Source organism: Bordetella ansorpii (genome assembly GCF_900078315.1).
GTDB classification, from domain to species: domain Bacteria; phylum Pseudomonadota; class Gammaproteobacteria; order Burkholderiales; family Burkholderiaceae_B; genus Bordetella; species Bordetella ansorpii.
Map to the genome: position 1 here is coordinate 14,808 of NZ_FKBS01000017.1, position 22,426 is coordinate 37,233.

Genomic DNA, 22,426 nt, shown 5'->3' on the forward strand with positions numbered 1-22,426 from the left:
CCACATTAGGCATCGCCATGAACTTAATTGAGTTCTTTCCTGCTGATCACTCCAGTCAAATTGACGCCTACTATTACATACGCACTTATTCGCCCAGCTCTTCTCGTACCGATTTCGTAGATCTGGGAGCCGGAGGTGGGAGTTCGCATGCAATTGCGAAAGACGCGATACCGGGTCTGAACTGGATCGGAATTGACATCGAGGACAGCCCCGAAGTTCGTGCTAGACGCATACACGACCTGGATTTTCGAAGCTTTGATGGGATTAATATCCCGCTGTCGGACGCGTCAGTGGATTTCGTTTTTTCCCGGCAGGTTTTCGAGCATGTGCGCCATCCGGAGCCGCTGCTCAGGGAGATACGAAGGATTTTACGCCCCGGCGGGGTATTTGCCGGCTCGGTCTCTCAACTTGAGCCGTTTCACTCATTCAGCATCAGCAACTTTACTTTTTACGGATTTGCGACGATGGCGCTGAATGCAGGGCTACATCCCAAGGAATTCCGTCCAGGCGTAGATGGCCTGACATTGATAGCCCGACATTTCTTCAAGTTTCATATGAAGCAGAATGCCGCCATATTCGACACTTGGATCGCTGCCGAATCTCCTCTTAACTCATTCATCGCATCCCAGATGCGGGAGAAATCCCATCAGGAGATTAATCAAGCGAAAACCCAGTATGCGGGCCACCTGTGTTTCAAGTTCATAAAGCCTTAGATGCTTCCATCGGAAGCTAGCTGCACTGGCGCAGCAGGCCAGCCCGGCTCACCAAGCTGGACGTCGCGCCAGTGCGCCGGACTACCGAGGGCGGGCGCGGCCTTCGCTGCATGGCCCCTCGCCTTTCAATGCAAGACCAGGCGGTAACGAAGGTGTCGCACTGCCCCGCCCTGATCCGTATACAATCCTCGCACCCTTACCGGAGAGCCAAGCATGGATATCGACGTCAACAACGCGGTCTACAGCACCCTGGCCATGCGCAATACGCAGGCCCATGACGAAGTGCAAGCCTTGCTGCTGAAGAAGGTTCTGAACTCGCAGGCCGACACCATTGCCACGCTGATGCAATCGGTGGCGCCCAAGGCGGTTGACGCCGCGCTGGGCGGCAACATCGATACCCACGCCTGAACGCCGCGGCGTTCCCGCCTGCCGCCATTGAAATGCAGCAGCGCCGGACGACGGCGCTGCCTGGCCAGGTGATCCCGTGGTATCGGACTCCCGGACGGCGGGCTGTCCCGCTGAGATCTTCAGCGACTGCTCCAGTTGATTGATGGCAGGCCGCCATCTTTCCAGCGTTGTCGAACCCGCCAAACTGAGCGGCAGAAAGGCATGGATCATGCTTCTGCCGAAGCCCGCCAGCCTGCTCGCTGCCACCGCTATCCCGTTTGGACAAGAACGGCGAGCGCTTCTTCAAGATCAAACGGTCCTTCTCATCGGACCGCAGCCAGACATAAAGCCGGACTCACTGCGCCGACAATCGCTTGCGGATGTTCTCGAACTCCTGCTTCACCACCTCGAACCCGTACTGCTTCTCCAGCCGCTTCACGATGAAGTGCCCGCGCGCCATGTCCTGGTAGAAGCCGGTGAACATGACGTTGATCGCTGCGCCACCCGCCGCGCCGATCAGCGGGACGGCCTGGGCCGCAGCCTTTTCCGTGATGGCGATACCGAACCGGGATGCGACCTTCTTGATGACGAGGGCCAGCCACGCGCCCGCCTGTGATGAGGTCATCTTGCCCGTGGCCTCTTTCGACGCCATCGCAGCCAGTTCCTTGGCAATGAAACCCACGGATTCCGTGGTGAACAATCGCATGGCGTAATAGGTCGTCTCTGCCTGGTCGTCCTGCTCGGTTTCGCCGCCCAGCGCGAAGACCTCGATGCAGGCCCGCTTAGTGTCCAGCTCGCTCAAGTCGAATCCTTCGCTTCTGGCGACGTCGGCCACCGCCCGCATCAGGATGGTCGTGGAAACCGGCAATTCCACCGCCAGCCCCGTGAACCCGAAGAATCCTCCCACCCCGCCGGACGCCGCGGCATAGGCCTTGTTCAGCCAGGGCGACGCCGCGCGGGGCTTGTTGTCCAGGCTCCACAAGGCCGCGTCCGCGGCCTTGCTCAGCGCGCCCTCCACCAGCCTGTTCAGGTTCTTCTCCAAGCCGGCCGGCACGTATTCGAGCAGTCTTTCCAGCGGCTTGCCGACCATAGAGGTGATTCTTGCCGTCAGCGTCGGGGACACCAACAGTGAAACGGCCCTCTCCAGATCGCGATAGTCGGACGTGCCGGGTGAAATCGCCGAGACTTGGGTTTCGTTCTGCATGGTCACTCCACTGCGACAACGGTCGTCAATCGGCTACGGTAACTCAGATTCGTCACTTCTCCAGCATCTTGGACACCTCGACGGCCAGGTCGACACTGCCTTTGTTTCCATCCACCAGGGTGTACCCGTTGCCGCCGGTTAGCGACACCAGGCAGTCATCTGCGCTTTCCTTACCGCTCAGGTCAATCAGGTTGATCTTCAACCTCGGCTGTTCTTTATGGATCTTGCGCGCGACCGCGCAAATATCCTCGCCGCACGCATCCGCACCGCTGGAGAAGACAAAGATCAACGCATCCCGGTCCTTGCCGTTCAGGCCACTGGCGGCCACGCGCAGCCCGGCGGCCAGGGAGGCCTTGCCCGCGCTCTGCGCCTGCCCGAGCTGACTCAACAATTCGGTACGCTGTTTCGCCGGATACGGCCCCCATTGCCTGGGCGCGGTACATTGCCCGCCGACGGAATGCACCAGCCGCATCTCTGTCTTCTCTGGCAAGCTCTTGACGAGCTTCTCGATTTCCCTGCGCGCCGACGCGGAACGCCTGGATCCCCCCGAACCGAACGGCCGCTCTTCCATGCGCTGGGACGTATCCAATAGAAAAGTCAACTCGGCCGGCCATTGCTGGGCAGCAGGATCCTGCTCGGGCATCGGCTCGGGCGCAGCGATCGGCAGCGGCGCGGACACCGTGCGCCACGGTGCCAGAAACCAAAGCAGCCCGGCCAGCAACGCGATCAGCAGCAAAAGGCCCAACCCGATGGGCCACCAACGAAGCCGTCGCGCCGCGGGCGCAAGCGGCACGGGTGGGGGAACCGACTCGGGCGCAGGTGGCGGGATGTCCACCCAGCGCGTTACCAGCAACTGGCCCTCGACGCTGTAAAGATTGGCGGGTTCCGCTTTGGCACGCAGCCTGTGCACCAGCTCGCCGGGCCGCGCCAGCCCTCGGCTGGCCAAGGCCTCGGCCAGGTTGGCCAGCCGAGCCTGATGCTGGTCGTACTGCTGCAACAGCGCCAGCTGCTGCGGTTCGGACAGCGCCGAGTAGGGACGCACCTGTCCCTGCTGAGTCGTCCACCACTCCAGCACCCCGTCCTGGCCCAACCGTGGCAAGGCATACACTGCCGCCACGCTGGGAGGAAAATGCGTCTGCAGAACGGCGACCCGTTCATCGCAGGTCCGGGAGAAATGGTCCGCCGACAGGGTATGGCCGGGATCACGCAGAAAACGTTGCAAGGCGAGGTCTCGTTATAGCGACAGGCGTCTGGGCCGGTGTCAGTCGGGCACCGCGAGCACATGCTCGCGCAGACTCTTGACGGTCTGCTCGAGGTCTTGGACCTTGCGCTGCCTGTCCGCGATCTCGGCGCTGCTGGCGTTCGCCTTGGGCGGCTGCGCCTGCAGCGCAGTCAGATCTTTCTCCGCCATCGACAGCCGGACCTTCATCCGGTCGTTCGTCACGCCCTTGGCCTTGACCTGGTCCAGCAGCTTGCGCGTGGTTGCCACGACGGCATCACGCGCCTTCTGTTGCGCCTGCACCGATTGCCCGAGCGATGCGCGCTGCGCTTCCAGGGCCTCGAGCGACTGCCGGAACAGCGCATTCTCCTCGCGAGCGGCGATCAGGCCATTCTCGCTCTGGTCCACGGTCTGCCGGTAACCGCCCGACCCGTCGCACTGCATCTTGTGGATCAGGCTGACATCGCGGTTGGAGGGATCGCAGGCGCCTGGGGGCAATGCCGCGCACCCGCCAAGCCCCAGCAACGCGAGAGGAAGCAGAACGCGCAGCCTCATGCCGGCTTCCCCCAGCTCAAGGAGTCGCGCTGAGCGGTCAGGCCACCCATCGCGGCGCGCAATTTGGCAGCTTCGCCCTGCAAGGTTTCGATCTGTGCATTCAGCCTGGCCACATCGGCCTTGCCGCCGCTGGTGGAGGCCGCCGCCTCGCGGTAGGACGAGATTTTGCTGTCGATCTTGTCCTGTTCCTTCTTGATGTACGCGATATTCTCGTCTATGCCAGCCAGCCGTTTCTTCGCAGCCGCCTGGTCGATGCGGCCCTGCGCGATATCCACGTTGAGTTCCACCAGCTTCTGCTGCTGCGTGCCGATCACGTCCTGCAGCGTGGCCGAACGTTGCTGGAGCTTCTGCGTGTCCTGCTGAACGTCATTGGTCATAGCGCCCAGCAGTTCGTTCGAGGTCTTGTATTGGGCGCGGCGTTGGTCCAGGTAGTAGTTCGTCCCCATGGCGATGCCGCAAGCCGCGATGCCCGCCGCGATGGCGCACGTGGCGCGCTTCTCGGCGGTGCCGGCCAGCATGCAGGCCGCGACGCCCACCACGGCCGCGGCGCCGCAGGCCTCGAAGCCCGAGCGGCTGAAGAACTGGGCGTCATTGCCCTGGGTCAGGCGCGGGTCGAGCTGGCTTTCGCCGCCCAACAAGCTGCTGCCCGTACTAGCGCAGCCATTCAATGCCATGGCAACGGCCAACGCCAAAGACACGCGACGCAAATTTTTCTTGAACTCCCACATGCTTACTCTCCCGTTCAGTTTTTGACTGCTGCAATACAACCGGCCAACCAGCGGTCCTTCTCGACTTTCCACGACTGCAGATACTTCTGCTGGTGGCCCCAATACACGTCCAGGTACGGCGTCAAGCCCTTGAGCTTGGCATTACCAGCCAGAATCCCAGTGATCACCGGCACTTGCCGGGTGATGCTTTCCTTGCCGTAGAGCGTGGCCGCATCGACCAGGCTGCTTGCGTAGTACTGCGTCGTCTCGCTCAACTCGTACTGCCGCTTTTCCAGGTTGGCCTTGTAGACCGTGCATTCGTTGGTGGACGGCGATGCCGTGCAGAGGTCGTCATAGGTTTTCTTGACGTAATCGACGTACCGGCCGTCGTCGCGCAGCTTGGTGCACAGGAACGCGCCCAGATTCAGGCTTGCGCGGATGGCCTGGTCACGAGCTTCTTCCTGCAACTGGTTGCTGGCCCGCAGCTTGCCTTCCAGATCCTTCAACTGATCCTTCAGCTTCTGGTCCTCGACCTTGCCGGCCAGGTCGCCGAGCTCCTGCACCGCGCTCTTGCCTTTGCCGCCGGCCTCCCCTGACACCTGGCCGCTGCCCAAGGCGCTCCAACTCTTCTCCAACTGCTGGATGCGCTCGCGCGAAGTCAGCTCGGGCGCGGCGACTACCCAGCGCACGCCGACGTTTTTTTCTTTCTGCTCGCCGTCCTCGCTGTAGTAATTGCCTTCGCGGCGCGCCGACGCGCGGATGTCGGCCTCCGGCTTGCGGAAGTCGCCGCCGCGGATCACATAGGCACCCGTCCCGCCGTGCTGGCGGTCCAGCTTGTTCAGGCGAAAGGCGTCCAGGGTCATTTCACCCACGTTACCCAGCATGTCGTGCAATCCCAGGGGATTGGGCTTGAGCAAGCCCGGCAACTGCACCTTGCCGTTGGACGACTGCGCGCCGGCATACCACTCGAAATCGGTCAGCGCACCATCCATGGGATAGCGCGACTCGGAGAACGCGGCGGTGTCGACGCTCTCGCCGCCACGCGCGGCAAACTCCCATTCGATCTCCGTGGGCAGGCGCACGAAACCCGTCACACCATCCTCCTTGGGCAACACATTCTTCTGCTGCTGCCGCAGCCAGACGCTGTAGACGTTGGCGGCCTGCATCGCCTCGAACCAACTGATGCCCGTGATGGGCAGTTGCAGGGTGCGAGACGGCGTGGGGCAGGCCTGCGCGCCCGCCCCTTCCAGCGTCTGCAACGCCTGGTACTGCAACGTGTTCAGTTCGTACTTGGCGATAAGGAAATAGCGCGGAGCGCTCTTCTTGCCCTGATCGGTGAAGCTGCCCGCGATGTGGGCCGGCCGCCGCTGTTCGACGAACGGAAAGACGTCGGTTTCATGGCCGACAGTGATGGCCTTGTCATCCAATGGGCCCGCGGTGCTGACGGTCACTTTGCGAAACACCAGCGCGCCATCGCAGGGCAGCGGAAACACCACGTCGCCGTCGGATGGCTTGGGGTTGTAGTAGCGCTCGTCCCACTTGGGCGCGGCGTGCACACCAGTCGCGCCCAGGCAGGCGCCCAGGACCATGATCAGGGACCATCTAGATTTCACGCAGACTCTCCGCAGGTTGGATGCGCCGGGCGCTGGCCGCGCCCACGAACGACGCGAACAGGGCGACGCCCAGGGTCAACGCAAGCGCCGTCAAGGCGTGGCCGGGCGATATGCGGCAGGCGAACTGCCCCATATCGCGGGCCTGCCCGAGCAGGCGGTTGAAAATACCGCTGCCCACCGCATAAACGCCCAGGCCAATCGCGAAGGCCACCAGGGTCAGCAACGCGGCCTGCAGAAGGATGTAGACATTGACCGCCGCGCCTCGCAGTCCCAACAGACGCAGAGTGGCGATGTCACGGCGCTTGCGCCGCACGTTGGCCAGGAAGGCCCCCGCCAACGACGCCAGGCAACCCAGCGCACCCGTGGCCGCGATGACGGAGAACACGACGGTCAGCAAGCGATTGATGTCGCGAACGTTGCGGATATCAGCAAGATGGCTGGCCGTCTCGATATGCTGATCGTTCAGGTGCTTCTCCAGCGCCTCGACGTCGTCGATACCGCGTGCGTAGAGACGCGCCTTGGCATAACGCAGCCGAGCCTGCGCCTCGGGCTGACCGTCGACGGCGCCCAGCGCGGACACGGCGTAACCGTCGCGGTACCACTCCATATCTCGCAAGAGCGCGGGATGCACGAACACGGCCGGCCGGCCGTACGCCTCGGCGGGCAACACGGCCTGCACCGTCATCTCCAGCACGGCATGCTGATCCACGCCTTCCAGACGCCGGGCGACACGCAGCCGCACCACATCGCCAGAAGCCACGCCCAGCCGACGCGCGGCCTGGCTGCTGAAGACGCCGCCGGCGTACGGCAACGATGCCACGTCGATGCCTGCCAGCAAGGGATCGCCCTGTGCGGTAGGCAGCACCTCGGCGTTGTTCAGGAACTGCGCGCCGGATCGCAGGAAATCCGCCTGGGTGCTGAGCGACCGCGTCAGGCCCAACACGAACCCCACGCCCGGCTCGGCCGCCAGTTGGTCGATCCATGCCTGGTCATGACTGCCACTGCTGAGCATGCGAATCTCGAGATTGCGCGGATCATTCAGCAATTGAGCCTGCAAAGTACTGACCACGCCGTGCTTCAGGCCGAACAGCAGCAGCAGCGGCCCGATCACCGCCACCAGCGATGTCACCATGCACAGCGACATCAGCCAGTCATGCTTCAGGTCCGCCCAGGACAATCTGGCGATCTGCGCGACGCGCATCAGGCGGCCTCTTCCGGGATGAACATGCTTCGACCTTGCGACAGGCGAGCCCTGAGGCAGGGCAAGCCGAACTCGCGGACCAGGTCCCAATCGTGCGACACCACCAGAGTGACCATGCGGCAACAACGCGCCAGGTCGATGAACAACTGGAACAACCGGCGCGCATTCTCCGGGTCAAGCGCCGAAGTGGGCTCGTCGGCCAACAGCAGCTCGGGTTCATGCGCCATGGCGCGCACGACGGCCACTCGCTGACGCTCTCCGATGGACAAGTCCGCTGGCCGCTTGCGCAGCAACCCGGCCAGACCCAACACGTCTATGGCGTGCGATACAGGCTCGCTACTGGCCGGCAGGCCTAGCAGACGGCGCGGCAGCGCGATGTTGTCGGCGACGTTCAGGAACGGCAACAAGCCGCCCGACTGAAGCACGAAGCCGATACGCGTCTCGCGCAGCCGAGACAACCCGACATCGTCGCCTCGACGCAGCAGCTCGGCCACGTCGCCCTGGCCGCCCAATGCGTAGCTGCCCACATGGCGCGGCGCCAACAGCAGGCCAAGGCCTTCCAGCAGCGTGCTCTTGCCGCAGCCGCTGTTGCCCACCACGGCCATGACCTGCCCCGTGGACAGTTCCAGAGCCGGCAGATGTACGGTATAGGCGTCCGGGCCCTGCCCGCGCGTCAGTCGCAGATCGTCGATGTGCAGCATGGCGTGGAAGCTACGGCATCATTTCCAGCGGAACGGGATAAACGTAGTCGCGCACGTCGCTGTCCTTGGCCAGCGGCACCCAGCGGTCCACGTCGCCGTTGTACAGGCGGTAGTGACGCAACTTGGTCTTCAGTGTGTTGACGAACTTTTCCTGCGCCAGCCCGTCCATGCTCTTCCAGGTTTCCTCGTCCAGATTCAACACTTCACTCTGGTACGGCAGGCCCTCCAGGTATTCCGCCATGAAGCCCATGTCGGACAGTTTCTTGCCCGACTGCGACAACTGATTCGGATCCGCGCCCATGGCGGCGGCCACCGCGCGCAGTTGGTCGAACATCTGGCTGGGCGAGATCAAGCCCTGGTTGGCGGAGTCGACGACCTTGGCCATGACATCGTTCAAGTCGCTCAACTGGCCCTTGGTCAACAGCACCCGCACCTCGGTGGTGGGCACGTTCTGCTTGACCAGGTCACGGTCGCTGATCCAAGCCTGGAAAACGGGTGGGACCGCCACACCGATCTTCTGGCCCAGATAGGCCAGTTTCATCGCGTTGCCGATCAGTTCGGCCTCCTCGCGCATCTTCTCGTCGGCATTGGCGGGCTTCTTGCCCGGCTCTCGCGCGTTGGCCGCACTGCCCACCGCGTCCTCGCCCATGTAGGCCGACTTGACCTGAGTGGTGATCGCCTGGGCCAGCAGGTCCACCTTCCTGCCATACTCGTTCACGTCGCCCGCATTGACCGGGTAGTACAGCGACAGGTTGGTTGCGCCGTACGTGGACAGATCGCGGTACTGCGCCTCGGCATGCGCATGATTCTTCACGCCGGCGGGCGTCTTCAGATGCAGGGTATAGATGGCCACGCCCGGCTTGCCGGCCTCCAGGCGCACCTGCGCGGCGCTCAGGCCGGTGGACGAGAGCTTGTCCTGACCATCGATGGCGCCCGCGTCGGTGATCAGCACCACGTACCGCGCGCCAAAATGGCTCCAGTCCACGCTGTCGATGGCGTTCATGACACCGGCATACGAGTCCTCATCGAACAGGCTGCTGGATACCTTGGCCTGTTGCAGCGTGGACACCTTCTGCAGGAAATCCGCACCATCCTTCACCGCATTCGGGTCGGCGTAGACCTTGCTGACGTACTCCAGCCCCGGCACCGCCTTGGTGCTGGACCGGAACGCCACCAGGCCAAACTTGACGCGATCACCCAGTTTTTCTTTTTCGATCTGCGCATACACCTTGCGCACCGCCTCGCGCGTGCGTTCGATGTACGGATTCATCGAGATACTGGAATCCACCACGAATACGACCGCGGCCGAGAACTCCTTGATCTGATTGACCCGCTGGGCCGCGGTGGAGGTCTCGCCGGCCGGATTACCCGTGCCACCGCCCGCGCTGGCGGCCGCACCTGCCGCGGCGGACGGCGTGGCGCTGACGGACGCGACATTCAGCACGCGCGTACGGAACCCCTCTTCCGTCATCACTTCCTCGCCGCTGAGAATCGGCAGCAGGTAGAAGTTCTTGCGAAAGTCGACGTACAGCTCGGGCTCTTGCGCGACGATGCCGGCGGCCTTGCCCTGGCTCTTCAATTGCTGCCGGACCGGCGCGATCTTCTCGACCGGATCGATGGCGTTCAACACCCCTTCCAGAGCCCCGCGGTCATGAAAGAACAATGTGCGGTCGCGGCCGGCCGGATTGGTGAACGCCAGCGACAACTGCATGTTCCAGTCTACCGTGCAGGCCTTGTCCAGCCAGCCGATGGTTTTGCCGTACGAGTCCGGCCCCACTTGCACCCACTTGGCCGACTTCACGTCCTGCGCGGCATAGACATAGAAGCGGCTGAAGGCCGGCTGAGCCGCTCCCGCTTGGCCGGCAGGCGTGGCATACAGCTTGCAGCCCGGCGTGGTCAACACGCGTTGGTACAAGGTTTTCTTGCCGGATTGCAGCAGCGGCGCGGCGGCCAGTGCCTGCATGGCGGCGGACGACAGGAAAAAGCCGAGCAGCGCGCGGGGCAGAACGGAACGCAGGGACATCGTCGTCATCGTCGCATCGACCATCGGTTATTGAGGCAAGGCCTGGAGGCGCGCCTTGGCCTCGGCGTTCTGCGGGTCTTTCTCCAGCACGGATTCGTACCAATAACGGGCGGTCGCCGCCTCGGGCTTGAAGCAGGCGTTTTCCTTGTGGAAAGCCGGGTCGTACTCGCGTGCGTAGGACTGCGCGATCACGACATCGCCCGCATTGGCGCGGTTGGCATACAGGCGCTGTGCGATCTCACATTTCCCCGCGTCCCGGGCGGCATGAATGATGGCGAGCAAGCCCGCCGAATCGGTGACCTGACGCACGCACTCCTGCACGAAGCTCATTGCCGAGGCATCGGCCAACGCCTCTTTGGTGCAACCGCTGGCTGCCGATACGGCAGGCGCCGCGGCGGGCGCTTCGGCGGCCGGGGCTCCGCGCATCAGGAAATAGGCTGCGGCGGCCGCCGCGATCAGCAACACAGCTCCCCCGGCAATCACCCAAGGCAGCGCGGACTTCCTGGGCAGACTCACCGTCTCGGGACGCGGGTCGGGCCGAGTCACCGGCGGCGCATCGATCACGGGCTCCACCGGCGGCACTGGCGCGCTGGCAACAGGAACGGGCTCAGGGGCTGTCACCGTCTTGCCCACCGCCGATGACAATTGAATACCTTGCTCGATGCGAACACGGTGGCGGACCTCCTCGCCCGACGCATCGCGCTCGTAGGCCTGGAAACTGTGCTTGCGCGCCGCCGTCAACAAGGGGTCGACGATGTCCGCCTGCACGCGGAACATCAATTCCTCACCGCGCACCTGCCCATTGGTCAGCACGATCCATTGCGGCGTACCGCTCCAACCGCGCGTCTTGGGATCGAGGTGATTGTTCTGCGACGCGTTGGATCGCAGGCTCAGTTCGATACGGCTCGCATCCCCGCGCCATTCCGTCAAAGAGAGTTCCGCCTGGCCGGGTTCGCCGACGGGTTTGAAAGTCAAAGCCATTTACGGTCAATCCCGCGTGAGAGTCTGGAAAATCCGGCCAAGCGTTTCGTTCTGTTCGCGCGTGATTTCTCGGCCGGCCAGATGGCCGGCGTTGCTGAGCACCAGCTCCTTGAGCCCGGTGAACCAATAGCCCAGGAAAGCCTGGGCCATGTCGATCTCGCGTTCAGGAAGGTCAGGCAGGCCGTTGGCGTCGAGGGCGGTTGCGCTTTCGAACAGGCGGCGTCCCTGGTTGAAGTCGCTGGTCGGCCGCTGCGCGGCGTCGACGTCCAGCCACCCCTGCCATGCAAGGAAATCGCGCAATACGGTCTGCGCGCGCAACACCTGGCGAGACGCCAGTTGCTCGCGCTTGGAGCCGCTGTCCTGACGCTGGGTCAACAACTGTTCAAGCTTCTCCTGCAGGCGCAGCCGGTGCGCGCCCGTGATGAGCTCATCGACCAGCGCCTGCACGGTATCGCCACTGATTTGCAGCGACTCCAGCAGCCGATGGCGCGCGGGCAGATCGCGAAGATGACTCAGCCAGCGCTGGAAGACCACCTCCGCGAACAGATGATCGCCGGTCTTGCGCAGAGGCATCACCTCTCGGACACGGGCGACAGGCGTCGGCGGCACGGCATCAGCGCCCACCAGCGCCGCGAACGGATTGAACGGCGCCACAGGCTCGGACGGCTGCTCGACCACCACCGCATCGGCCGGCGTCGGCACGTTGGGACGCAGATACAGCTCGCGCAGGTCCTCGCTGGACAACTCCATCACGTGCAGCAGCTCGGGCACCTTGCGGTACTGCGAACCCAGGCCGGTCACCAGCGTGGCGGCGACAGCCTGCTTTTCATCGGCGTCCACGGCGTCCACATGCTGGTGATACTTCTTCAGCCTGCCGAACACCCCGGACTTGCCCGCCAGGTTGTCGTGCAACTGGTCGTAAAGACGCTTGAGTTTGTAGTCGAGGTCGGCGATGCCGTCGATGGCCGCGCCCAGCCTGGCCATGCCGCCGTCGTTGAGCGTCAGCAAAGCCGTCCAGGCGGCATCCGGATCGGCAAAACGCTTGCGGATCTCGGCCGATGCCACGAACGTCCGACGCACGGCTTGCAGCTTGTCCTGGCGCTCGGGCCGTACGGCATGTTCGACGCCGCCCGAGATATCGATGAAATAGTCGCCGTACCCCGGCTTGCGGGCCATGTAGCAGTTGTCGAAGGGCTGGCCAGGCGCCCACTGACGCATCCATTCCTCGCTGCCGAAACGATCGTCCAGCGTCTGCTTGATCAGGTCGTCGCAGGTCTTGGCGACCTGCCCGTCGTCCAGGCGCAGGATGGACTCGATACGCGTGTCCATCTTGGTCATCACCCAGAACAGGCCGCACTTGCGGCTGCCGCGCGACGCCGCGCTGTCGCCCTGCGTACGGTGCACCCAGTTCTCCAGCACCTTGACCACGTCGGTGACCTCGAACGGCGTGTTCGCGTTCACGCACATCACCAGGCCATTCATTTCCTGGCTTTCGGTATAGCGCTCGAACAGATAGGCGACCTTGCCTCGCAACAGCAATTGCGCCACGGGGTCGCTGTCCGCCGTGTCGCGCGGGATGCGATCCAGCGACGCCACATTGAAGCGGCCGCGATAGCCGGGAAAATCCAGCAAGTCGACCGCTTCGACACTCTTGTGGCACGGCCGTTGGACCAACGGGAAGACCAATTCGGTGGTCAGGGCGGCAAGATGCGAGGCAGGAATGCTGACCGCCGGCGCCAGGCTTCCCTCGTGAGCAGGCCGAACGCTCAAGCCCACATCGTTGCCGCGCCCGAGCCGATTCAGGATATCGACGCTCATGATGCTGTCGGGGTTGGCCTGCAGCGTATCGCCCGACCTGCGCACCAGCGCATCCAGCGACACATAGGCCAGTTCGGCGTGTCCCAGGCGGCGCAGGCTGTCGGCCACCTGTTCGTAGACGCGCGACAGCTCGTCCAGCCCGCCCCACAGCACGGAGAACAAGCGAGCACGCTCGCGGGTGGCCAGGCGAGGCGCCAGTTGCAACACACGAGACCAGTAGCCGTTTTCGAGGAAGGCGACCGATGAACCCCAATTGCCCTGCACGTAATCCCACAGCGAGATGACGTCGTCTTCGTTCATGCCCGAATCGGCTGGAATCGGCCCGTCCTCACGCCCGGCGTAAGCGCCCAGCGCCTTGTCCACGCTATGCTCGTCCAGCACGAAAGCGACCTGCTCCCGGTCGAAATCGCTGAACCACGCATTGGCCAGGATCTTGGCCAGGTCGATCTCGCGGAACAGCCGGACCTCGACGGGAAACGCGGGATCCTGGACATCGACCTCACGACGCGTGAAACGCGTGACCAGCCCGGTGGACTCCTTGCCGCCGCCGGGCGGATTGACGTGGTCGATGAAATCGACGTGCTGGCCACCATAGTCGGCGCCCAGCCGCCCGTCGTCGCTGGCCGCCAGCGAGGACAGCAGGTGCGACTTGCCGGCCTGCGACACACCGAAAAAACCGATGGTCATCGGCGTGGCCGATACCCGGCCGAGGTCGCGCGCCTGATTGCGGACACGACGCAACTGCCGGATCAGATCGTCGGCCTCGTTGTCCAACTGCTTGGCATTGCCGCGCACCTCGCGCACCCAATCGATCGCGGCCCCCGCGCCCGACAACACGGCGCTCCAGCGCCGCACCAGGTCTTGTTGCTTGTCTGTCATGGTCGTCACAGTTTCACGCTGCCGCTATCCAGCCAGTACGAGTTCTGCGCCAGGCTGGACCGCACCAGCGTATTCATCTCGAATCGCACATGGCTCTTGGCGCTGGTGGCGCTGTCCAGGCCGTCCAGGTCCTCGATCTCCAACTGGTCGCTGAGCACGCCATCGGCGATGTCCTCCGCGCCGCGCTTCTTCACGCTGAAGAAAACCCGCACCTCGGGATAGGCGGCGTTAAAGCCCTGCTGCATCGCCTTGTATTGTTTCAGTCCCTTCTCGGTGAAGTTGATTTCGTACATCGGCGCGCCCGGCCAGCGTTGGGCCGCCAACTGTCGATATCCCAGCCTCGCCTCGCCGTGCAGCACATACGGCGGCACACGGTCACTGCCGGGCGCCTTGGGCAGCACGATGCAGCCTTCCTCGGGCTCAGCGCCCTCGGGGGTCTGCGTCGCCACCCCGCTGAACAACACGTTGTCGTGCGCGATGGTGTTATGGAAGTCGATGACGCCGAAGTACCGGATCAGCGGCAAGGGGCGGATGCGAGCCGGATCGAAGTAGAAATTCGGAATGCGGCGGCTGTCGCTGAGCCAGCAGATCATGGCGCCGACCGTCGCGGTGGTCTTGGCATCGGCGATACGACCCGCTTTGTGGAAGGGATACCAGGTGCCCGTGCGGTAGCCATGCATGGGCACGATGCGCCCGGGAGGCAGCGGCAGCAGGCTGCGAATCAACGCCTGCACACCCGGCAAGCGCGACGGCCGGCCGGTCAGCAGCAGCACGTCGCAGGCGTAGTACTCGACCACCTCGCACAGCGCGGCCAACGTCTTGCAGATATCCAGATCGCTCTTGAGGAAATCCTCGTGCAGTCCGGCGGGATCGCTGGTCAGGGGAATCTGGCCCAAGTCGAGATCGACCGGCCGGCCCACCACGCGGCTGATGGCCTTGGACACGAAGTCGCGCACGCCCGGGCTGACATAGAACCCGCTGCCCAGCCATTGAGCCATCGTCTGGGCCTTGAGGCAGTCGCGCTGCTCGATGTCGTACTGCTCGTACTGGGCCAGCAGCTTCAACGCCAGCGGATAGAACAATTGCAGCGTCAGCTGCTGGCGCAGCACCACCAGTTCGGCGCCCTGGCCCTGGGCCCCGCAGATCACGTTGAGCACCTCGTCGGGGTGCTCGACCCCCACGCCCTCCAGCGCTTGCGACAGCGCTGGCAACACCCGCGTGCGGATGATGTGCAGCACGATGTCGTCGCCTGCAACCTTGAAACCATCGCGGAACTTCTGCTGCGGCACGATGGGCAGGCTGCCGCCACGACCCGCCGTCGCATCCCGCCGCAGCGTGTAGGTATTGACGACCAGGTCGGTCGTGCCGCCGCCGATGTCCAGCGACGCCACGGTGATGGACTCCCGATCCGGCTTGCCCGGCCGGGCCAGCACGTCGAAGAACTCTTCGGGGTGTCCGCCGAAATTCTCGCCAGCCTCGGTGTACAGGTAGACCACCTGCCCGCAGGTGGCCTCGTCCCATTTCACAAGCACACGAGGCAGCGCTCGCCAGGGCTGATCGGTGCCCGCACCAGGCGTCCGGAACGGATTTTCATCGTAGCCGCCCTCGTGCCATCCCAGGCTCTTCCAGAGCAACCCCAGGGCCTGCTGCACCCGGTCCTTGAAAATGGCCCGCTCGGCCTGCGGCGTGCTGGGCGGCACCGTCAGGATGATGGTGCGCAACCAGCGCGAGGTGGCCGCGTTTTCCTTGTCCTGGCGATACAGGATGCTGTTGATCTGCACGATCGCCTGCGCGAAGATCTCGTTCAGCATGAAGGTCATCAGCGACGACCGGCTGTACTTCGCCTCGAACACGGCATCGTCGTCCGGGCACAGGTACAGCGCTCGCCCCTTCTCGTTGATGAAATCCATCAAGGGGCGCAACGTGGCCTGCAGGCTGCCCTGTTCCTTCACGCTGACCGCGTTCAGGTACCACATCTGCCCGAAGGGCTTGTCGTCCCACAGATAGCGTTTGGGACTGGACAGCCCGGTGGCGCCCTCCGTGCCCTTGCGCAGCGCGGCCAGGCGAGCCGCCTCGGCCCCCACTCGCGCCATCGTCACCCAATTGAAGGCGTCGTGGCGGCCGCTATCCATCGACCAATCTTCCTTGCCCAGATTGGTGCGCGCGAATTCGACGCGGGATTCGAAGGGATGGTCGTAGACCAACTCCGGCGAGCTCAGGTCGCGCAGCATCAGATGCGCGTTACCGTGTAGCCCCTTGTCGTTCTGCTCGGGATCCTCGACCAGCACGCCGCAGGTGCGCGAGTTGCCGACGTCCAGCACCAGATCCACCGGAATGGGCTTGCCCGAACCGATGGCGTTGCGCGGTTTGATTCGCACCCCCGGCACCACCACCCTGGGCCCGATCTCGGGATGCAAGGTAGGCGCCGGGCCGCGCAAGAGGCTCAGCAGGTTCAGGTAGTGCGCCACGTGGCGCTTGACCCGCACTTCGGATTCGACTTCGGCCTGCTCGCGCTTGGCCGACCGCTCGCGGAAAATTTCTTCCAGCCAGCCCAGCACCCAACGCTGGTCCAGAAACCACTGCATCTCGGTCAGGTGCACCGCCAGCCGGAATTCCTGTCCGCTGCCCATGTCCTCGTCGGTGGGCGCCAGGTAGGCGACACCGTCGCGCTTGGGCTCGATGCGCGTATCGAAAGCGAACGTCAGGCGATGGGTATTTCCGAACGAATCCGGCTCCGCCAGCTTCACGATGCGCAAACGCACCCAGTTGTTCGGTCCCTGCACCTGCCGCGACACGAAGGGGTACGGGAAAAACGGCACCGGCAGCCAGGCGGCATCCAGCAGCGACAGGCTCTCGGCCATGCCGACGTCGTCCAGGCCCGCAGCGGGATAGGCGACGACGAAGCTCTTGGGCGCATCTTCGTAGATCTGCTGATCGTTCTTGTCGGTGAACAACCGAGCCAGCATGCCGTGCGGCGTCTTGTTGGTGAACTGTCCGTCAGGCTCTTTCTTCAGGTCCAGCTTGACCGCAAGGTCCAGGAACTGGATGCCGGTGTCCCCGAACAGGTCAACCGTTTCTTTTTCGGTATAAGTTTTGACAAAGGGCAGCATGATTCGCCTGCGCTCAAGGTTGAGCCTGACGCATCGTCAGGGGGAACTGATCTTCGCCGTACTGACCGTTGCAAGCGGCGATGTTGCGTTCGCCAGCCTTGCACTGGATCGCGGGCATGTCATAGGTACTGCCGTCATCGCAGGCGGCTGGCGCGCTGGTGTCGATGGCCAGCGAACCGCCCGCGACCGACGCGCTCACAGGCGCCTGGCACCGCACGCCGTTGTGACGGTTGACCGTGACGTGGCCCTTGCCCTTCTCGAACTGGTATTGCAGACGCAACGGTTCGCCCGTATTGCGATCCTGGATACCGGCGCGCACGCGCCAATCGCCGTCGAGGAAATCGGCGTTGCCGTCGGCAGACCGGGGCGGCAACACCAGCGGATCGCCTTGCGCCTGGGCGTCAGGCGTGGCCGGCATCGAGGGCGGATCGGTCGCCGGGGGATGCACGCCCGGCGGCTGGGCGGGCGTGCCAGGGCCGGTGGGACTGGCCGACGCGTCGCCGGCTGGCGAAGACGGCGACGCGCTGGACGGATCGGCCACGGCCGGGCTCGCGGCGGCGCCCTCGGCGGCAGGCGCTGCCTGCCCCGCCATCGGAACCCTGTCCGACGCTGAGCCAGCCATCGACGTCCCGCCCGCCGGAACATGGACTCCCTCGGGCATACCGACGTCGGACCTGGGAAGATCCACGGCAGGCACGCCCAAACCGGGAATCCCGACACCCCCAAGGCCTGGCACGCAGGCACGCAGGCACAGCAACAGCAGCAGCGCGGACAAGGCCAGCAGGAGCCACATCCACCACCGTTTCCACCACGGCGCCGACATGGCGGGCGTTACGGCCACCGGCGGGACAGGCGCCGCAACGGACGCGGAGGGAATGACCGACGCCGGCGCATTACCGACCGGAACGGGGACCGGCGCATCGCAGGCGGATCTCAGTGCATGCAGGGGCTGCACGCCTGCGTCCAGGCCGACAGGCCGAAAACCCCAGAATGTGATTACAGGCTTGCCATCGACCAGATAAACATGGCTGGGATCCGGATAATGCAGCACCCATTTCAGCAACTGCGCAAACAGCGGGGCATTGGCGCCGGGCGGGTTCTGCTGGGTATTGCGCAGGGCTTCGATTTCTTTTTGCACCGCATCAAGGCGGGTAACGGCGGCGGCCTGCTCCGCAGGCGTTCCGGCATGCCACGCAATCACGTTTCCTGAAATCGGGGAATACCAGTCGATTCTGCTGCCGTCCTCATTGATTTGAGGCACGGCGAAATGGTCTGCAAGATCAGCGCGCCGACGGCGCAGCGTCGTCAGAACCTGCGCCGCAACTTGATATACAGGTTGCCCACGCTCTCCCAGCGCATCGTACTGACTAACGCTTTCACTGCGCAGCTTGACGCCATGCATTTGAATTCTGCCCCCAACAGCAATTACCAACCAGGGCCGTATGACCGGATGGGTCAGCAGAATACTATATATTTCTAATTATATCTAACATTTTGAAGTATTAAATACAAACCAAAGCCCAATTAGTATGGAATGCCATGTCGAATCAGGCATTCGTTACACCGACATGTCGGAACTTCCGAATATTACGTTTTATCTTGTTATATCGTCCTGACGGATTTTCCTCCAGACGCGGCGATCCTTGCTTGTACGAGACCCATTGAGAGACCAAGGCGCCGCGTCCCGGCCGGCAAATAAAAAAGCCCTCGCGGAGCCGACTCGGCGGTCGAACCAAGGTTCGAGCCGGACGGCCTCTGCGAGGGCCCTGACAGCGCAAGGCGCCGTGGATGCTTATTTCTTGCGCATCGGCGGCAAATCGGTGCACACCCCTTCCGCCACTTCCGCCGCCATGCCCACCGATTCTCCCAGCGTGGGATGCGGATGGATCGTCTTGGCGATGTCCACCACGTCGGCGCCCATTTCGACGGCCAGCGCGACTTCGCTGATCAGGTCGCCGGCATGCGTGCCCACGATGCCACCCCCCAGGATGCGGTGGGTGTCGGCGTCGAACAGCAGCTTGGTGAAGCCTTCGTCACGGCCATTGGCGATGGCGCGGCCCGAAGCGGCCCACGGGAACACACCCTTCTCGACCTTGATGCCCTGCTTCTTGGCCTCGTCCTCGGTCAGTCCGACCCATGCCACTTCGGGATCGGTGTAAGCCACCGACGGAATGACGCGGACGTCGAAGAACGACTTCTGGCCGGCAATCACTTCCGCCGCCACGTGGCCTTCATGCACGGCCTTGTGCGCCAGCATGGGCTGGCCGACGATGTCGCCGATGGCGTAGATGTGCGGCACGTTGGTGCGCATCTGCTTGTCGACTTCGATGAAGCCACGATCGGTCACGGCGACGCCGGCACGGTCCGCGGCGATCTTCTTGCCGTTGGGGCTGCGGCCCACGGCCTGGAGCACCAGGTCGTAGCGCTGCGGCTCCTTGGGGGCGCCCTCGCCTTCGAAGCTGACGTAGATGCCGTCTTCGCGGGCCTCGGCGCCCACCGTCTTGGTCTTCAACATGATGTTGTCGAAGCGCTTGGCGTTCATCTTCTGCCAGACCTTGACCAGGTCGCGGTCGGCGCCCTGCATCAGGCCGTCCAGCATTTCCACCACGTCCAGGCGCGCGCCCAGGCTGGAATACACCGTACCCATTTCCAGGCCGATGATGCCGCCGCCGATGATCAGCATCTTCTTGGGAATGCCGCGCAACAGCAGCGCGCCGGTGGAATCGACGATGCGGTCGTCCTGCGGCAGGAACGGCAGCTTCACCGACTGGCTGCCGGCGGCGATGATGGCGTTCTTGAAGCGGATGGTCTGCGTTTTGCCGTCCTCGGCCTTCACCGTCAGGTGATGGGGGTCGGCGAACTCGCCCACGCCCGTCACCACGGTAACCTTGCGCGCCTTTGCCATGCCGGCCAGGCCGCTGGTCAGCTTGGCGACGACGCTGTCCTTGTAGCCACGCAGCTTGTCCAGGTCGATCTGGGGCTCGCCGAAGCTGATGCCGTGGTCGGCCAGCGCGCGGGCTTCGTCCAGGATGGCGGCGTTGTGCAGCAGCGCCTTGGACGGAATGCAGCCGACGTTCAAGCACACGCCGCCCAGGGTGGCGTAGCGTTCGACCAGGACAGTCGACAGGCCCAGGTCGGCGGCGCGGAAAGCGGCCGAGTAGCCGCCAGGGCCCGCGCCCAGCACCAGCACGTCGCATTCGATGTCGGCCGGACCGCCATAGCTGGCGGCGGCAGGCGCCGGCGTGGACGGCTTGGCGGCTTCGGCGGGCTTGGCTTCAGCAGCCTTGGCGGCTGGCGCCGCGTCCTGCTTGGCCGGCGCCGCGGCCTTGGCATCGCCCGAGGCCTCGGCCGCCTCGACCTCGACGACCACGGTGCCTTCAGCAACCTTGTCGCCGACCTTGACCTTGACCGACTTGACCACGCCGCCTTGCGAAGCGGGGATCTCCATCGAGGCCTTGTCCGACTCGACCGTGATGAGGCTCTGCTCGGCCTTGATCGTGTCGCCCTCGGCCACCAGCACCTCGATGACTTCCACTTCCTTGAAGTCGCCGATGTCCGGAACCTTGATTTCCGTGAGTTTGCTCATGGTCTCTCCGGTTTACAGCGCGATGCGGCGGAAGTCGGCCAGCAGCTGGCCCAGGTACGCGTTGAAGCGCGCGGCCGAGGCGCCGTCGATGACGCGATGGTCATAGGACAGCGACAGCGGCAAGGTCAGGCGCGGCACGAACTGCTTGCCGTCCCACACCGGTTTCTGCGCCGAACGCGACAGGCCCAGGATGGCGACTTCGGGCGCGTTGATGATGGGGGTGAAGTGCGTGCCGCCGATGCCGCCCAGGGACGAGATCGAGAAGCAGCCACCCTGCATGTCGGCGGGCGAGATCTTGCCGTCGCGGGCTTTCTTGGCCAGCTCGGAGGTTTCGCGCGCCAGGTCGAAGATGCCCTTCTTGTCGGCATCGCGCACCACCGGCACCACCAGCCCGTTGGGCGTATCGGCGGCGAAGCCGATGTGGAAGTACTGCTTGTAGACCAGCGTGTCGCCGTCCAGCGAGGCATTGAACTCGGGGAATTTCTTCAGGGCCGCCACGACGGCCTTGATGACGAAGGCCAGCATGGTGACCTTCACGCCCGACTTCTCGTTTTCCTTGTTGAGCTGGACGCGCAGCGCTTCCAGGTCGGTGATGTCCGCTTCGTCATTGTTGGTGACGTGCGGAATCATGACCCAGTTGCGGTGCAGGTTGGCGCCCGAGATCTTCTTGATGCGCGACAGCGGCTTGGCTTCGATCGGGCCGAACTTGGTGAAGTCGACCTTGGGCCACGGCAGCAGGCCCAGCGCGGCGCCATCGGCCGAACCGCTGGCGGCAGCCGCCTGGCCAGCACCTGCGCCGGACGCCAGCGCCTGCTTCACGAAGCCGCGCACGTCGTCGGCGGTGATGCGGTTCTTGGCGCCGGTGCCCTGCACACGGCTCAGGTTCACGCCCAGTTCGCGGGCGAACTTGCGCACCGACGGCGAGGCGTGCGGCAGCTTGTTGGGCGGCAGGCCGGCGTCCTCCAGCGCAGCGGCGGGAGCCGCCTTGGCCGGGGCGGCAGCGGGCGCTTCGGCCAAGGCCTGCGCGGGGGCAGCAGCCTGCGCCTTGGGCGCCTCGGCAGCGGCGGCTTGGGCGGCAGCCGGCTTGGCGGCAGCGCCGCCCTGGCCTTCCACCACCACGATCACCGAGCCCTTGGCCACCTTGTCGCCGACCTTGACCTTGATCGACTTGACCACGCCGCCCTGCGAGGCGGGGATCTCCATCGAGGCCTTGTCCGATTCGACCGTGATCAGGCTCTGCTCGGCCTTGACCGTGTCGCCTTCGGCCACCAAGATCTCGATGACCTCCACTTCCTTGAAGTCGCCGATGTCCGGCACTTCGATCTCGACCGGGCCCGAGGCGCCGCCCGAGGAAGCTTCCTCTGCGGGCGCAGCGGCGGGCGCAGGCGCTGCCTTGGCGGGCGCCTCTTCCTTCTTGGCTTCCGCAGCGGGCGCAGCAGCAGGCGCGGCGGCGGCGGGCTTGGCATCGCCCGAGGCCTCAGCCGCCTCGACTTCGACGACCACGCTGCCTTCGGCAACCTTGTCGCCCACGTTGACCTTGATCGACTTCACCACCCCGCCCTGCGAGGCCGGGATTTCCATCGACGCCTTGTCCGACTCGACGGTGATCAGGCTCTGCTCGGCCTTGATCGTGTCGCCCACGGCCACCAGCACCTCGATGACTTCCACTTCCTTGAAGTCGCCGATGTCCGGGATCTTGATCTCAACGAGATTGCTCATCTGTCTACCC

The 22,426-nt window shown here is 64.3% G+C and carries 16 protein-coding genes; 2 read left to right on the forward strand and 14 right to left on the reverse strand.

Annotated elements, in window-relative coordinates; all coding sequences use genetic code 11:
• The first annotated feature begins 17 nt into the window (after positions 1 to 17).
• Together A7W11_RS27500 and A7W11_RS15070 are read left to right on the forward strand one after the other, a co-directional pair.
• Positions 18 to 713 (forward strand): class I SAM-dependent methyltransferase, encoded by a 696-nt coding sequence (locus tag A7W11_RS27500; RefSeq protein ID WP_082887265.1) that lies wholly within the window; start codon positions 18 to 20, stop codon positions 711 to 713.
• Positions 714 to 926: 213 nt separating this feature from the next.
• Positions 927 to 1,121 (forward strand): YjfB family protein, encoded by a 195-nt coding sequence (locus A7W11_RS15070; RefSeq protein ID WP_066414423.1) that lies wholly within the window; start codon positions 927 to 929, stop codon positions 1,119 to 1,121.
• A 334-nt stretch (positions 1,122 to 1,455) separates the two neighbouring features.
• On the opposite strand, the gene A7W11_RS15075 is transcribed toward A7W11_RS15070, so the two are convergent.
• The 14 genes from A7W11_RS15075 to aceF all read right to left on the reverse strand — a co-directional run bounded on the left by A7W11_RS15075 (position 1,456) and on the right by aceF (position 22,416).
• Entirely contained in the window at positions 1,456 to 2,304 is an 849-nt protein-coding gene (locus tag A7W11_RS15075) for an EcsC family protein (protein ID WP_066414432.1), read from the reverse strand.
• A gap of 52 nt (positions 2,305 to 2,356) precedes the next feature.
• Complete coding sequence (locus A7W11_RS15080; RefSeq protein ID WP_066414441.1) at positions 2,357 to 3,526, reverse strand: VWA domain-containing protein; 1,170 nt, start codon at positions 3,524 to 3,526, stop codon at positions 2,357 to 2,359.
• A 39-nt stretch (positions 3,527 to 3,565) separates the two neighbouring features.
• Positions 3,566 to 4,078: a hypothetical protein gene (locus A7W11_RS15085; RefSeq protein WP_156523109.1), complete on the reverse strand. Its 513-nt coding sequence runs from the start codon at positions 4,076 to 4,078 to the stop codon at positions 3,566 to 3,568.
• Positions 4,075 to 4,806: a hypothetical protein gene (locus tag A7W11_RS15090; protein ID WP_066414450.1), complete on the reverse strand. Its 732-nt coding sequence runs from the start codon at positions 4,804 to 4,806 to the stop codon at positions 4,075 to 4,077. The genes A7W11_RS15085 and A7W11_RS15090 overlap by 4 nt, the downstream gene beginning before the upstream one ends.
• Positions 4,807 to 4,820: 14 nt before the next feature.
• Positions 4,821 to 6,398 (reverse strand): formylglycine-generating enzyme family protein, encoded by a 1,578-nt coding sequence (locus tag A7W11_RS15095; protein WP_235816888.1) that lies wholly within the window; start codon positions 6,396 to 6,398, stop codon positions 4,821 to 4,823.
• Positions 6,388 to 7,599 carry an ABC transporter permease gene (locus tag A7W11_RS15100; protein ID WP_066414471.1) on the reverse strand — a complete coding sequence of 404 codons (1,212 nt, stop codon included), beginning with the start codon at positions 7,597 to 7,599 and terminating at the stop codon, positions 6,388 to 6,390. Before A7W11_RS15100 ends, A7W11_RS15095 begins: the two co-directional genes overlap by 11 nt.
• Positions 7,599 to 8,300 (reverse strand): ABC transporter ATP-binding protein, encoded by a 702-nt coding sequence (locus A7W11_RS15105; RefSeq protein ID WP_066414478.1) that lies wholly within the window; start codon positions 8,298 to 8,300, stop codon positions 7,599 to 7,601. The genes A7W11_RS15100 and A7W11_RS15105 overlap by 1 nt, the downstream gene beginning before the upstream one ends.
• 10 nt (positions 8,301 to 8,310) lie before the next feature.
• Positions 8,311 to 10,323 (reverse strand): vWA domain-containing protein, encoded by a 2,013-nt coding sequence (locus tag A7W11_RS15110; protein WP_066416005.1) that lies wholly within the window; start codon positions 10,321 to 10,323, stop codon positions 8,311 to 8,313.
• 27 nt (positions 10,324 to 10,350) lie between these two features.
• Entirely contained in the window at positions 10,351 to 11,304 is a 954-nt protein-coding gene (locus A7W11_RS15115; RefSeq protein WP_066414482.1) for a hypothetical protein, read from the reverse strand.
• Between the two features lie 6 nt (positions 11,305 to 11,310).
• Positions 11,311 to 14,001 (reverse strand): virulence factor SrfC family protein, encoded by a 2,691-nt coding sequence (locus A7W11_RS15120; RefSeq protein WP_066414490.1) that lies wholly within the window; start codon positions 13,999 to 14,001, stop codon positions 11,311 to 11,313.
• 5 nt (positions 14,002 to 14,006) lie between these two features.
• Positions 14,007 to 17,111 carry a virulence factor SrfB gene (locus A7W11_RS15125; RefSeq protein ID WP_066414493.1) on the reverse strand — a complete coding sequence of 1,035 codons (3,105 nt, stop codon included), beginning with the start codon at positions 17,109 to 17,111 and terminating at the stop codon, positions 14,007 to 14,009.
• A 13-nt stretch (positions 17,112 to 17,124) separates the two neighbouring features.
• Entirely contained in the window at positions 17,125 to 18,513 is a 1,389-nt protein-coding gene (locus tag A7W11_RS28020) for an SrfA family protein (RefSeq protein ID WP_066414504.1), read from the reverse strand.
• A 390-nt stretch (positions 18,514 to 18,903) separates the two neighbouring features.
• Positions 18,904 to 20,697 (reverse strand): dihydrolipoyl dehydrogenase, encoded by a 1,794-nt coding sequence (lpdA, locus tag A7W11_RS15135; protein WP_066414527.1) that lies wholly within the window; start codon positions 20,695 to 20,697, stop codon positions 18,904 to 18,906.
• Positions 20,698 to 20,709: 12 nt separating this feature from the next.
• On the reverse strand, positions 20,710 to 22,416 hold the full coding sequence (gene aceF, locus A7W11_RS15140) for a dihydrolipoyllysine-residue acetyltransferase (protein WP_066414535.1): 1,707 nt from the start codon (positions 22,414 to 22,416) through the stop codon (positions 20,710 to 20,712).
• Positions 22,417 to 22,426 lie beyond the last annotated feature (10 nt).

Bases quoted from the DNA above. Each gene is read 5' to 3' on its own strand.
- A7W11_RS27500 (WP_082887265.1), top strand. From the start codon at position 18: ATGAACTTAATTGAGTTCTTTCCTGCTGATCACTCCAGTCAAATTGAC.
- A7W11_RS15070 (WP_066414423.1), top strand. From the start codon at position 927: ATGGATATCGACGTCAACAACGCGGTCTACAGCACCCTGGCCATGCGC.
- A7W11_RS15075 (WP_066414432.1), bottom strand. From the start codon at position 2,304: ATGCAGAACGAAACCCAAGTCTCGGCGATTTCACCCGGCACGTCCGAC.
- A7W11_RS15085 (WP_156523109.1), bottom strand. From the start codon at position 4,078: ATGAGGCTGCGCGTTCTGCTTCCTCTCGCGTTGCTGGGGCTTGGCGGG.
- A7W11_RS15090 (WP_066414450.1), bottom strand. From the start codon at position 4,806: ATGTGGGAGTTCAAGAAAAATTTGCGTCGCGTGTCTTTGGCGTTGGCC.
- A7W11_RS15100 (WP_066414471.1), bottom strand. From the start codon at position 7,599: ATGCGCGTCGCGCAGATCGCCAGATTGTCCTGGGCGGACCTGAAGCAT.
- A7W11_RS15105 (WP_066414478.1), bottom strand. From the start codon at position 8,300: ATGCTGCACATCGACGATCTGCGACTGACGCGCGGGCAGGGCCCGGAC.
- A7W11_RS15110 (WP_066416005.1), bottom strand. From the start codon at position 10,323: ATGTCCCTGCGTTCCGTTCTGCCCCGCGCGCTGCTCGGCTTTTTCCTG.
- A7W11_RS15115 (WP_066414482.1), bottom strand. From the start codon at position 11,304: ATGGCTTTGACTTTCAAACCCGTCGGCGAACCCGGCCAGGCGGAACTC.
- A7W11_RS15120 (WP_066414490.1), bottom strand. From the start codon at position 14,001: ATGACAGACAAGCAACAAGACCTGGTGCGGCGCTGGAGCGCCGTGTTG.
- A7W11_RS15125 (WP_066414493.1), bottom strand. From the start codon at position 17,111: ATGCTGCCCTTTGTCAAAACTTATACCGAAAAAGAAACGGTTGACCTG.
- A7W11_RS28020 (WP_066414504.1), bottom strand. From the start codon at position 18,513: ATGCATGGCGTCAAGCTGCGCAGTGAAAGCGTTAGTCAGTACGATGCG.
- lpdA (WP_066414527.1), bottom strand. From the start codon at position 20,697: ATGAGCAAACTCACGGAAATCAAGGTTCCGGACATCGGCGACTTCAAG.
- aceF (WP_066414535.1), bottom strand. From the start codon at position 22,416: ATGAGCAATCTCGTTGAGATCAAGATCCCGGACATCGGCGACTTCAAG.